Annotated in this window: 10 protein-coding genes and 2 pseudogenes; 9 read left to right on the top strand and 3 right to left on the bottom strand. The window is 74.0% G+C overall.

The features are described from left to right. The first annotated feature begins 237 nt into the window (after positions 1–237). Both AB0J04_RS43685 and AB0J04_RS43680 read left to right on the top strand, forming a co-directional pair. A complete protein-coding gene (locus AB0J04_RS43685) occupies positions 238–2,109 on the top strand; it encodes a transketolase (protein ID WP_363174282.1) in 1,872 nt (623 codons plus the stop codon). Positions 2,110–2,248: 139 nt separating this feature from the next. After that, positions 2,249–2,965 (top strand): GvpL/GvpF family gas vesicle protein, encoded by a 717-nt coding sequence (locus AB0J04_RS43680; RefSeq protein ID WP_363174281.1) that lies wholly within the window; start codon positions 2,249–2,251, stop codon positions 2,963–2,965. A gap of 60 nt (positions 2,966–3,025) precedes the next feature. Here AB0J04_RS43680 and AB0J04_RS43675 read toward each other — a convergent pair whose 3' ends face one another. Both AB0J04_RS43675 and AB0J04_RS43670 read right to left on the bottom strand, forming a co-directional pair. Next, on the bottom strand, positions 3,026–3,196 hold the full coding sequence (locus AB0J04_RS43675) for a hydrophobic protein (RefSeq protein ID WP_363174280.1): 171 nt from the start codon (positions 3,194–3,196) through the stop codon (positions 3,026–3,028). A gap of 42 nt (positions 3,197–3,238) precedes the next feature. Beyond that, on the bottom strand, positions 3,239–4,060 hold the full coding sequence (locus AB0J04_RS43670) for a methyltransferase domain-containing protein (RefSeq protein ID WP_363174279.1): 822 nt from the start codon (positions 4,058–4,060) through the stop codon (positions 3,239–3,241). A 206-nt stretch (positions 4,061–4,266) separates the two neighbouring features. Between AB0J04_RS43670 and AB0J04_RS43665 the strand changes: the two genes are divergently transcribed. From AB0J04_RS43665 to AB0J04_RS43655, 3 genes and pseudogenes are all read left to right on the top strand, one after another. Next, complete coding sequence (locus tag AB0J04_RS43665) at positions 4,267–4,926, top strand: histidine phosphatase family protein (protein ID WP_363174278.1); 660 nt, start codon at positions 4,267–4,269, stop codon at positions 4,924–4,926. Positions 4,927–5,093: 167 nt separating this feature from the next. Beyond that, a complete protein-coding gene (locus AB0J04_RS43660; protein ID WP_363174277.1) occupies positions 5,094–6,713 on the top strand; it encodes an ATP-binding cassette domain-containing protein in 1,620 nt (539 codons plus the stop codon). A gap of 100 nt (positions 6,714–6,813) precedes the next feature. Beyond that, positions 6,814–7,029 (top strand): annotated as a pseudogene (locus AB0J04_RS43655) (DUF6158 family protein); the annotation flags it as partial. Between the two features lie 219 nt (positions 7,030–7,248). Here AB0J04_RS43655 and AB0J04_RS43650 read toward each other — a convergent pair. Further along, on the bottom strand, positions 7,249–7,629 hold the full coding sequence (locus AB0J04_RS43650) for a DUF2795 domain-containing protein (protein WP_363174276.1): 381 nt from the start codon (positions 7,627–7,629) through the stop codon (positions 7,249–7,251). 156 nt (positions 7,630–7,785) lie between these two features. Here AB0J04_RS43650 and AB0J04_RS43645 point away from each other — a divergent pair. The 4 genes and pseudogenes from AB0J04_RS43645 to AB0J04_RS43630 all read left to right on the top strand — a co-directional run. Beyond that, positions 7,786–8,235 (top strand): annotated as a pseudogene (locus AB0J04_RS43645) (TetR/AcrR family transcriptional regulator); the annotation flags it as partial. Positions 8,236–8,401: 166 nt separating this feature from the next. Continuing rightward, positions 8,402–9,148: a hypothetical protein gene (locus tag AB0J04_RS43640; protein WP_363174275.1), complete on the top strand. Its 747-nt coding sequence runs from the start codon at positions 8,402–8,404 to the stop codon at positions 9,146–9,148. Positions 9,149–9,452: 304 nt separating this feature from the next. After that, positions 9,453–10,730 carry an aminotransferase class I/II-fold pyridoxal phosphate-dependent enzyme gene (locus AB0J04_RS43635; protein ID WP_363174274.1) on the top strand — a complete coding sequence of 426 codons (1,278 nt, stop codon included), beginning with the start codon at positions 9,453–9,455 and terminating at the stop codon, positions 10,728–10,730. After that, the gene (locus tag AB0J04_RS43630; RefSeq protein WP_363174273.1) at positions 10,727–11,779 is read left to right on the top strand and encodes an MBL fold metallo-hydrolase; all 1,053 of its coding nucleotides are present in this window, start codon (positions 10,727–10,729) and stop codon (positions 11,777–11,779) included. The genes AB0J04_RS43635 and AB0J04_RS43630 overlap by 4 nt, the downstream gene beginning before the upstream one ends. Positions 11,780–12,018 lie beyond the last annotated feature (239 nt).

The raw sequence follows: 12,018 nt of genomic DNA, 5'->3' as shown, positions 1-12,018 counted from the left end.
GCCGTTGCGAGGGTGTCCAGGTCGGTCGTCACACATCGACACTGGACGCCCTCGTCCTATGTCCGCAGGACATCCCTTGGACTCATTCATCTAGTTGGGGCGGCCGCCGAGACGCCCTCCCTTCACCCGATCCCTCCTCGTCCCCCTCCTCGACCCCGCCTCGCCCCCTCCGCCGTCCCCTTCCCGGTGCGCCGGACGATGGCGTTAAGCGCCCGCGGCGGCGGGTACCCGGCGGCCATGGACACCGTCGAACTCCCCGAACTCTCCGATCTCGAACTCGCCGAACTCGGGCAGCAGCTGAGGGTGGACAGCGTGCGTGCGTCCGCCGCCGCGGGGTCCGGGCATCCGACGTCCTCGATGTCGGCCGCGGACCTGATGGCCGTGCTGCTCGCGCACCACCTCCGCTACGACTTCGACCGCCCCGCACACCCCGGCAACGACCGCTTCGTCCTCTCCAAGGGCCATGCCTCACCACTGCTGTACTCCGCCTACAAGGCCGCGGGAGCCGTCGACGACGCGGAACTCCTGAGCTTCCGCACGCTCGGCAGCCGGCTCGAGGGCCATCCCACCCCACGGCGGCTGCCCTGGGTCGAGACGGCCACCGGGTCCCTCGGGCAGGGGCTGCCGGTGGGCGTCGGCATCGCGCTGGCCGGGAAGCGGCTGGACCGCACCGGGTACCGCGTCTGGGTGCTGTGCGGGGACAGCGAGCTCGCCGAGGGCTCGGTGTGGGAGGCCGCCGAGCACGCGGGCCACGAACACCTGGACAACCTCGTCGCGATCGTCGACGTCAACCGGCTCGGCCAGCGCGGCCCCACTCGCCACGGCCACGACCTCGACGCCTACGCCCGCCGCTTCCAGGCCTTCGGCTGGCACACCGTCGAGATCGACGGGCACGACGTGCGCGCGATCGACCGCGCCTACGGCGAGGCGCTCTCCACCAAGGGGCAGCCCACCGCGATCCTGGCCCGCACCCTCAAGGGCAAGGGCGTCGCGTCCGTCCAGGACCGCGAGGGCCTGCACGGCAAGCCGCTGCCCGACGCCGACGAGGCGATCGAGGAGCTGGGCGGCGTCCGCGACCTGCGGGTCCGGGTGCACGGACCGGCCGAAGCCCGCGTGCTGCACTCCGTCCGGACCGGCCGGCTCGACCTGCCCCGCTGGCAGATGGGGGAGGAGGCGGCGACCCGTGACGCCTACGGACAGGCACTCGCCGCGCTCGGCGCCGCCCGCGAGGACGTCGTCGCCCTCGACGGAGAGGTGAGCGACTCCACCCGCGCCGAGGTCTTCGCCAAGGAGCACCCCGACCGGTTCTTCGAGTGCTACATCGCCGAGCAGCAGCTCGTCGCCGCGGCGGTCGGCCTCGCCACGCGCGGCTGGGTGCCGTACGCCTCCACGTTCGCCGCCTTCCTGACCCGGGCGTACGACTTCGTCCGCATGGCCTCGATCGGCGGCGCCGGGATCAACCTGGTCGGCTCGCACGCCGGGGTCGCCATCGGTCAGGACGGGCCCTCCCAGATGGGCCTGGAGGATCTGGCGATGTTCCGGGCCGTGCACGGCTCCACCGTGCTGTACCCCTGCGACCCCAACCAGACCGCCCGGCTCGTCACCGCCATGGCCGGCCTGGACGGCGTCCGCTATCTGCGCACCTCGCGCGGCGGCGGGCCGGTGCTCTACGGGCCGGACGAGGAGTTCCCGGTCGGCGGCAGCAAGGTGCTGCGCTCCTCCGGCCGGGACCGGCTGACGATCGTCGCGGCCGGCGTCACCGTGCACGAGGCGCTGAAGGCGGCCGAGGCGCTCGACGGCCAGGGCATCGCGGTCCGGGTCGTCGACCTGTACTCCGTCAAGCCCGTCGACCGGGCCACGCTGCGGCGGGCCGCCGAGGAGACCGGCTGTCTGCTGACCGTCGAGGACCACCACGAGCAGGGCGGCCTCGGGGACGCGGTCCTCGACGCCTTCCTCGACGGCCGGCCGCTGCCCCGGCTGGTGCGGCTCGCCGTCCGGACGATGCCCGGTTCGGCGACCCCGGCCGAGCAGCTGCACGCCGCCGGCCTCGACGCCGCGTCGATCGCCGCGTCCGCCCGGCTGCTGGTGGGACAGGCGATCATGCCGTGAGCGGCCGTGAGCGGCCGTGCGGGATGCCGTGGACGGCGGCCGGGAGGACGATGAGGGGCGAGGACGACGAGGACGACGAGGACGACGAAGGGCACGGGGAGGACGCACCGGCCCTTTCCTCCGGCGGAGAGGAGTCCCTGTGACCGGACTGCGCTACGTGTACGCCGTCTGCCGTCCGCTCGGCGCGCCCCTCCAGGCCGACCTGTCGGGCGTGGCGGGCGATCCGCCGAGACTGCTCACCCACCACGGCCTGATCGCCGTGGTCAGCCATGTGCCGGCGCGGGACTTCGCACAGGAGGCGCTGAGTCGCCGGCTGGCGGACGGGGACTGGCTCGCGGAGACCGCCCGCGCCCATCAGCAGGTGGTCGACGCGCTCACGGCCGTCACCACACCGCTGCCGCTCCGGCTCGCCACCGTGTTCCGGGACGACAGCGGCGTCCGCGTGATGATGGAGGAGCGCGAGGACGACTTCCGGCGCACCCTGGAGCGGCTCGCGGGGCGGGTCGAGTGGGGGGTGAGGGTGTATGCGGAGCCCGAGGAGGACAGGGAGGGGAGCGCCGAGGAGGGCGCCGAGGCGGACGTCCGCCAGCGGGCCGAGCGATTCGCCGATCGACTGCACACCGAGCTGTCCGCGCACGCCGACGACGTCCGCCTGCATCCGCGGCAGGCCTCCGGGCAGAACGTGCTGAACGCCGCCTATCTCGTGCCGCGCGCGCATTCCGAGGAATTCGTGGAAATGGTGGGTCGTACGAAGGGCGAGGAATCCGGAATGCGCGTGGAACTCGCCGGACCGTGGGCGGCCTATTCCTTCGTGGAGTCCGCCGGGGAACCGGGGTGGCCGGGCGAGGGCGCGTGACCGTCGCGGAACGCGGCCCGAGGTCCTCGATCCGGACCTCGGGCCGCTCCTCGCGTCAGGTCACCACCTGTACCAACGGCCCCTGCCGCCCGCCGCGGTGGTCCCGCGGGCCAGGAATCCGAGGAGCCAGAGGACGAGAACCGCGAGTGCGATCCACCAGAGCAGTTTCAGCGCGAATCCGGCGCCGAAAAGTATCAGCACCAGCAGCAGCACAAGCAGGACGGGAACCATAGTGTCGACCTCCTGCAACTCGGGTTTCCCGAATTTCGCGGATCAGGCAGGCTTTCGGCACAGAATTTCTCCGTGCAGGACGCTGAACCAGCCGTCCGCACGCCGCCCCCACTCCCGCCAGGCCTCGGAGACGGCGTGCAACTGGTCCGCGGTGGCGTGTCCGCCCTGCGTGGCGCGCTCCGCGTACGCCGAGGCCAGGGTGCGGTCGGCCCACAGGCCGCTCCACCAGGCCCGCTCCTCGGGCGTGCTGAACGTCCAGGTGGCGGAGGTCGTGGTGATGTCGGTGAACCCGGCGGCCAGCGCCCAGGACTTCAGCCGTCGCCCGGCGTCCGGTTCGCCGCCGTTGGCCCGGGCCACTCGGCGGTACAGGTCCAGCCAGTCGTCCATCCCGGGCGAGGCGGGGTACCAGGTCATCGCCGCGTAGTCCGAGTCGCGGACGGCGACGTACCCGCCCGGCCTGGTCACCCGCAGCATCTCGCGCAGCGCCTGCACGGGGTCGCCCACATGCTGGAGCACCTGGTGGGCGTGGACGACGCAGAACGTCGCGTCGGGGTGGTTCAGGGCGTGCACGTCGGCGACCGCGAAGTCGATGTTGGTCAGGCCCCGTTCCGCGGCCGTGGCCCGGGCCTGCTCCAGGATCCCCGGCGCGTGGTCGACGCCGGTGACATGGCCGTCGGGGACCAGGGCGGCCAGGTCGGCGGTGATGGTGCCGGGCCCGCAGCCGATGTCCAGGATCTTCATGTGGGGCTTCAGCGAACCGAGCAGATAGGCGGCGGAGTTGGCGGCGGTCCGCCAGGTGTGCGATCGCAGTACCGACTCGTGGTGTCCGTGCGTGTAGACGGCGGTCTCCTGCGCTTTCGGCATGGCTCTGCCCCTTCTCGACGAAACGGGTCCGCACCGGGGGTACCGGTGCGATGACGGTACGCCGCCAGCCGCATGGTGAGACAGATCGTTCTGAAATATGGACTGACGGTGCGTCAGGTGTGGTCGTGCCGTCTGGGTTACCCTGAAAACGGCCGCTTCCTCGGCGGGGGCGGTTCTCGGCATCGGCAACACCGGAGGGTCACCGCATGCGCCTGCTGCTCGTCCGTCACGGCCAGACCACCACGAACGTGGACTACCTCCTCGACACCGCCGTCCCCGGCGCCGGCCTGACCGAGCTCGGCGAACAGCAGGCGGCCGCCCTGCCGCAGGCCCTGGCCGACGAGGCCATCGAGGCCCTCTACGCCTCCACCCTCGTGCGCACCCGGCTCACGGCCGCCCCGCTGGCCGCCGCGCGCGGGCTCGACGTCCTCGTCCGCGACGGGATCCGGGAGATCTCCGCGGGCGACCTGGAGATGCTGCCCGGCGACTCCGAGCACGGCGAGCTCTACATGCGCACGGTGTTCGCCTGGGCGGCGGGCGACGTGGACCTGCGGATGCCCGGCGGGGAGAGCGGAGCGGAGTTCCTGGCGCGCTACGACGGCGTGGTCGCCGAAGCCGCGGCGAGCGGCGCCGGGACCGTCGCCCTGGTCAGCCACGGCGCCGCGATCCGGACCTGGGCGGCCGCCCGCGTCGACAACATCGACGTCCCCTTCGCCGCGGCCCACCGCCTCGCCAACACCGGCACGGTCGTCCTGGAGGGCTCCCCGGCAGACGGCTGGAAGGCCCTGGAGTGGGCGGGCGCCACGGTGACGCCCGCCGGCGAGGGCGGCCCGGCGGGGCAGCCGGTCACGGGGGCCGGCGGCTGACGGGGGCGGTCGGCCGGCTGGTGGCGACGGGCGGCTGACGGAGCGGACGGCCGGCGGAGAGAGGCGGCAGGGGGCAGGGGCGGTCGGCGGGCAGGGGTGGTGGTCTGCCCGGCTTGCGCGCATAACGGTTTGCCGCATCCCGTGGGCGGCCCGCAGAATGCGTCCTCATGGGACACCTGGAAGCCGCACACATCGAGTACTACCTCCCCGACGGGAGGGCGTTGCTCGGCGACGTGTCGTTCCGGGTGGGGGAAGGGGCCGTCGTGGCCCTCGTCGGCCCCAACGGCGCCGGCAAGACGACCCTGCTGCGGCTGATCTCGGGCGAGCTGAGACCACACGGCGGAACGGTCACCGTGACCGGCGGCCTGGGCGTGATGCGCCAGTTCGTGGGCTCGGTACGGGACGAGACGACCGTCCGCGACCTGCTGGTGTCCGTGGCCCAGCCCCGGATCCGCGAGGTCGCGCAGGCCGTCGACAAGGCCGAGCACGCGATCATGACCGTCGACGACGAGGCTGCCCAGCTCCAGTACGCGCAGGCCCTCTCCGACTGGGCCGAGGTGCGCGGGTACGAGGCCGAGACGCTGTGGGACATGTGCACCACGGCCGCGCTCGGCGTCCCCTACGACAAGGCCCAGTTCCGGCTCGTGCGCACCCTCTCCGGCGGCGAGCAGAAGCGGCTCGTGCTGGAGGCGCTGCTGCGCGGCACCGACGAGGTGCTGCTGCTCGACGAACCGGACAACTACCTCGACGTGCCCGGCAAGCGCTGGCTGGAGGAGCGGCTGAAGGAGACCCGCAAGACGGTCCTCTTCGTCTCCCACGACCGCGAACTCCTCTCCCGCGCCGCCCAGAAGATCGTCTCCGTGGAGCCCTCGCCCACCGGCGCCGACGCCTGGGTGCACGGCGGCGGCTTCGCCACCTACCACGAGGCGCGTCGCGAACGCTTCGCCCGTTTCGAGGAGTTGCGCCGCCGCTGGGACGAGAAGCACGCCCAGTTGAAGAAGCTCGTCCTGAACCTCCGTCAGGCGGCCTCCATCAGCCATGAGTTGGCCTCCCGGTATGCGGCGGCCCAGACCAGGCTGCGCAAGTTCGAGGAGGCCGGACCCCCGCCGGAGCCGCCGCGCGAGCAGGACATCACCATGCGCCTCAAGGGTGGCCGCACCGGCGTAAGAGCCGTCACCTGCAAGGGACTTGAGCTGAGCGGCCTGATGAAGCCCTTCGACCTGGAGGTCTTCTACGGCGAGCGGGTCGCGGTCCTCGGCTCCAACGGCTCGGGCAAGTCGCACTTCCTGCGGCTGCTGGCCGGCGACACCGTGGCGCACACGGGGGAGTGGAAGCTCGGCGCGCGCGTGGTCCCCGGGCACTTCGCCCAGACCCACGCCCACCCCGAGCTCCTGGGCCGCACCCTCCTGGACATCCTGTGGAAGGAACACGCCCAGGACCGGGGTCCGGCCATGTCGCGGCTGCGCCGCTACGAGCTGACCCAGCAGGCCGAGCAGAGCTTCGACCGGCTCTCCGGCGGCCAGCAGGCTCGCTTCCAGATCCTGCTGCTCGAACTGCAGGGCGTCACGGCCCTGCTCCTCGACGAGCCGACCGACAACCTCGACCTGGAGTCCGCCGAAGCCCTCCAGGAGGGACTGGAGGCCTTCGAGGGCACGGTCCTCGCCGTCACCCACGACCGCTGGTTCGCCCGCTCCTTCGACCGCTACCTGGTCTTCGGCAGCGACGGCCGGGTCCGGGAGACCCCGGAGCCGGTGTGGGACGAGCGACGCGTGGAACGGGCCCGGTAGCGCGAGGGGCCCCCGGGACTTTGCCGGCGTACGGAGGGCCCGGGAGCCCGAATGTTCGTACAGTGGAGGCAGAAGTCGGAACGACGGACGGGGCACCACCATGACCGGAGTCGACCCGGACCGGCTGGACGACCAACAGCTCATGAAGGAGCTGGAGACGATCCACCGCACGCGCCACGACACACTGCTCCACGGCTCGAACGACGCCCTGCGCGCCCACAACGACCGCATGGCCCAGCTGGAGGGCGAGTACCTGCGCCGCAATCCACGCCGTTTCGTCTCCCCGTCCCGCACCCGCGACGGGGCCAGGGAACGGGTCGCCGGGGCGAACGGGGGCCGCGCCCAGCAGACCCCGGCAGACCGGTCCGGCACTCCGGTCGGCAAGTGGGGCCCCGGAACGACGGGCGGCTCCGGCGGGGCCTGAGCCCACCGAAGCCGTCCTTCCCCGTCGCCAGGATCCTGTCGTCAGCTTCCTGTCGTCAGCTTCCTGTCGTCAGGCTCCCGCCATCAGGTTCCTGGCGTCGGTTTTCTGTCGTCAGCCGCCGGTCCCGACCAGCGCCTCCGCCAGTTCCTGGGCATTGGCGTAGCGGTTCTTGTGCGGCAGGCGTCGTACGGCCTCCACGAGCGCGTCCGGCGCGTTCTTGCGGCGCAGGCCCATGGCCAGCGCGCCCGGACCGGCGGGGAAGGAGCTCCGCCCCAGGAGGCGGCCGAGCTCCAGCCGTACCGTCGCCAGCGACGCCCGGGAGCTCCCCGGTACCACCGGCTCGCCCCAGATCGCGGGATCGTCCTCGGCGGACGGCTCGGGATCGTGCCACTCCTCGGTCCGCGTGGGGTGTCCGGACCTCAGCAGGCCCTGTAGTTCGTGCTTCATCTCGTCGTCCCGGTGCACGCTGAGCCGGTTACTGCCTCGCTGCATGTCTCCCTCTCTCCTTCCGATCTTCGAGATGGCCACCGCGTACCCGAGGACGGGAGGCCGACACGGGACAGAGCCGCGCACTTCGGCCCGGCGGCGCGCCGGTCCGGTCTCCAGCGCGTGCAGCACGGCTGCCATGTCCTCGCCGCCGCGCCCCGGCACTACTTCCCCGGCGGCAAGGAACAGCTGGTCAACGGGTCCGTGGGCGGGGCGGGGCGGGGCGGGATGCGGGCAACCGGGTCGCCCGGTTCCTCGCCGCCCTGCCCGAACCGACGCCCGGCGCGCTGTTCGCCGAGACGGTGCGGCAGTGGACCGACGAGTACGAGGCCGCAGACTTCGCGGGCGGCTGCCCCGCGGTCGCCGCCACGGTGGACTGCGCGGAGTCGACGTCGTCCACCCGGGAGGCCGTCTCCGCCTCGTTCGCCGCCTGGACCGGGCCGGCGCGCTCGCCATCCTCGTGATCAGCGCGCTGGAGGGCGCGATCCTCATCGCCCGTGCCGGGACGTCCGCGTCCTGACGACCGTGGCCCGGGAACTCGGCCCCCTCCTCGACGCGGCGACGCGAACGACGACGGCGAGTGACAGCGTCCAGCGGCGAGTGTGGCGGTGAGTGACAGTGAGGAGCATCGAGCGAGGCGTCGCAGGCATGTCACCCGCATGGAGGCTCCCGTCCCGCCAATGGCGTCCGGCCGCGCGCGCCCTGTCTTCCCTCGGGCTGTGATGGCTGTGGGGCAGCAACGCCCCGCCCCGCAGTCACCGGCCGAAGGAGCCGTTCCATGGGTCGCACCGCCCACTTCCTCTCCGTCCTCGCCGTGGCCGGTGCCGTCCTGGTCGCCGCCGGTCCGGCCGCGTTCGCGGATCCCGCGGCGGAGGTCAGCCCCGGCAGCGTCGCCCCCGGCGGCAGCGTCACCGTGTCCGTCTCCTGCGGCCCTCTCGGCGCGGCCGCCCCCGAGAGCCTCGACGCCGCCTCGCAGGCCTTCGCCGACGGCACCGTCAAGCTGAGCAAGGTCCCCGGGGACGACGCGCAGACCGGGGCCGTCTACCAGGGCACCGCCCAGATCGCCCCCGCCGCCGACCTGGAGGCGAGTCCGGCGGCGGTCGGAGCGGACGCCGCCTGGACCGTCGACGGCACCTGCCCGGCGGCGGCCGGCGGACAGGGCACGCCGTGGACCGCGACCCTGGACGTCGCGCGCGGCGGGACACCGACGTGCGGGTCGACGACGCCCGACGCGTCCTGCGCCACCGCCCGGCCGTGTCCGCCGCCGCCGGGCGCCTCCCAGACCGACCCCGCGGCCTGCCGCACCGTCCCGCCGTGCGACCGGCCCGTGCCCGAGCCTCGCGGCACCGCGGCCCACGAGGCCACCTGCGCCCCCGCCACCGTCGGGCACGGCGTCCGGGCCGGCGAGGGCGGTGCCTTCACCGACTCCGTGCCCGCGCTCGCCGCCGGCGGTCTGCTGATCGCCGGCGCGCTCGGCGCCGCCGTGCACCGACTGCGCCGCCGCGACCCCGCGAGGGACGCCTGACTCCGCCGGAGGGCCGGTCCGGCCCGGCTGTGCCGGCGCAACGCGAGCGGACGGTCATGGGGCGAGGTCCCACCGGGTACGCAGAACCCAGGGGCGCGAGCGGTCCCGACGGTCCCGACGGTCCCGACGGTCCCGACGGTCCCGACGGTCCCGACGGTCCCGACGGTCCCGACGGTCCCGAACGAACGCTGGGCCCGAACGAGACGTCACGCACCACACGGCCCACGCCGGCGTCGGCACCGGCGGCGGGGGACGACACAGGACACCGGAGACGGCATCGGGCACGGACTGCGCGGAGGACGACATGCGGCCGACGGAACCGGAGGACGCGGAACCGGAGGGCGCGGAACCGGAGGACCACGGGCCCGTCCGCTACGGTCCGCCGCTTCCCCCGGACGGGCTGCCGGTGCTGCCCGAACTCGCCTCGGTGCTCGCCGAGGCGGCCGGCCGTGCCGACGGCGAGCCGGTCGGCGGCGGCCCCGCCCTCCTCGACGCGGCCCGCGGCTACTGGGCCCGGCGCGGCGCCCCCGCCGAGCAGGGACGGGTCGTGGCCGGACCCGGCGCCCCCACGCTGCTGCTCGCGCTGACCGCCGCCCTCGGCGGCGACGTCCTGGTGCCCCGGCCCTGCGCGCCCTGGTGGGCGCCGTACGCGCGCCTGTTGGGAAGACCCGTCTTCCATGTGGCGACGCCCGCCGAGTGCGGGGGCGTCCCGGACCCGTACGCCCTCCTGGAGACCGTGCGGCGGGTGCGCGCCGAGGGCGGGGACCCGCGGCTGCTGGTGCTGTCCGTCGCCGACGACCCCACCGCCACGGTCGCGCCGCCCGAGGTGCTGCACGAGGCGGTGGAGGCCGCCGCGGGCGAGGGCCTGCACCTGGTCAGCGACGAGACCTGGCGCGACACGCTGCACGCCCCGTACGACACCGTGCTGGTCAGCCCCGCCGAGATGCTGCCCGAGCGGGTCACCGTCGTCAGCGATCTGGCCGGCGCCCTGCTGCCCGTCGGCTGGCCGGCGGCCGTCGCCCGCTTCCCCGCCTCCGCCGTCGGCGACGGCCTGCACGCGCGCGTGCTCGACGTCCTCACCGCTCTCCAGGCGCGCGTGGCCGCACCGGTCGCCGCGGCCGCCGCGTACGCCCTGGCCGAGCCGGAGCCGGTCGCCGCGCGCACGGCCGCCGCCGTCCGCCTGCACGCGCGTGTGGCGGACGCCGTGCACGCCACCGTGGTCGCCGCGGGCGGGCTGGCCCTGCCGCCCCGGGCCGGCCGGCACCTGTACGTCGATCTCGGCCCGCTGCGCGAGGCGCTGGCCGCGCACGGTGTGGGCGACGCACAGGAACTGGAGGACTTCCTCTCCGCCCGGCTCGGCATGCCCGCGCCGGGCGGTCACCGCTTCGGGGACGACCTCGGGGCGCTGCGGGTCCGGCTGTCCACCGGCATGCTGCTGGACGGCACGGACGCGCAGCGCGCGGAATGTCTCATGTCACCCACACCGTTGGAACTGCCACACGTGCAACGCGCGTTGATGCTTCTGAGGTCGGTCTTCGACGATCTCCGTGACGACGCTCAGCGATGGGAGCCTCCTCGATGACGCAGCAGTCCGAGTCGACCACCACCAGCACCAGCACGGTGACCACCGCCGACACCGCCGTCCCTTCGTCCCCGCCCGCCCCGCCGCTCGCCGAGCCCCGCCCGCTCGGCGAGCGGCGGGTGTGGCCGCGGACGTTCCACGACCGGCTGACCTCTCCGCTGCCCGGCCTGAAGGCCATCGCCCGGTTCGCCCGCGAGGGCTCCGTGCGGCCCGGTCGGGAAGGCCTCGCCGACATCCCCCGACTGCCTTTCGCACCCGCCCCGCTGCCGCGCGTGGACGCCCGCACGATCGCCGTCACCTGGGCGGGACACGCCAGTTGGGTCGTGCGGATCGGCGGCCTGACCGTGCTGACCGACCCGGTCTGGTCCCGCCGCATCCTCGGCACCCCGGCCCGTATCACCCCCGTGGGCGTCCCCTGGGAGGCGCTGCCGCGCGTCGACGCGGTCGTCGTCAGCCACAACCACTACGACCACCTGGACGCGCCCACGCTGCGCCGACTCCCGCGCGACACCCCCGTGTTCGTACCGGCCGGGCTCGGCCGCTGGTTCCTGCGCCGCAGGTTCACCCGGGTCACCGAGCTGGACTGGTGGGAGGCGGCCGAACTGTCCGGCGTCCGCTTCGACTTCGTGCCCTCCCACCACTGGTCCAAGCGCAGCCTCACCGACACCTGCCGCTCGCTGTGGGGCGGCTGGGTGCTCACCGCCCCCGACGGACAGCGCCTCTACTTCGCCGGAGACACCGGCTACGGCCACTGGTTCGCCCGCATCGGCCGCCGCTACCCGGGCATCGACCTGGCCCTGCTGCCCATCGGCGCCTACGACCCCCGCTGGTGGCTGAGCGACGTCCACTGCGACCCGGAGGAGGCCGTCCGCGCCACCTTCGACCTCGGCGCGCGCCGCATGGCCCCGATGCACTGGGGCACGTTCGTACTGTCCGCCGAGCCCGTCCTCGAACCCCTCACGCGCGTGCGTGCGGCCTGGGAGCGGGCGGGGCTCGCCCGAGAAGCCCTGTGGGACCTGCCGGTTGGAGGCTCACGGGTACTGACGTAGCCCGCCCGCCCGGTCGGCCGGGCCGGGCGGGTCCCGTAGCGGTCGTCGCCGGTGCGGGTGTCGCCCGGCCGCCTGTCCCACGCCCGTCGTGCGGCCTCTGCCGGAGGTGCGAGGGTCGAACGGCGTTCCCGGCGCCCGCGGGCTTAGGGGGCTTCTGATGGATCTCCGCGGCGTCGCGACGCCCGGCACGCACTCTCGCCGCACCGGGCGAAAGCCCTAGTAGCTCCGCTACGAGGACT

The sequence above is a fragment of the Streptomyces sp. NPDC050263 genome, from assembly GCF_040655955.1.
GTDB lineage: Bacteria > Actinomycetota > Actinomycetes > Streptomycetales > Streptomycetaceae > Streptomyces.
The sequence above is the reverse complement of the archived record's forward strand: the minus strand, read 5'-3'. Positions and strand labels throughout refer to the sequence as shown.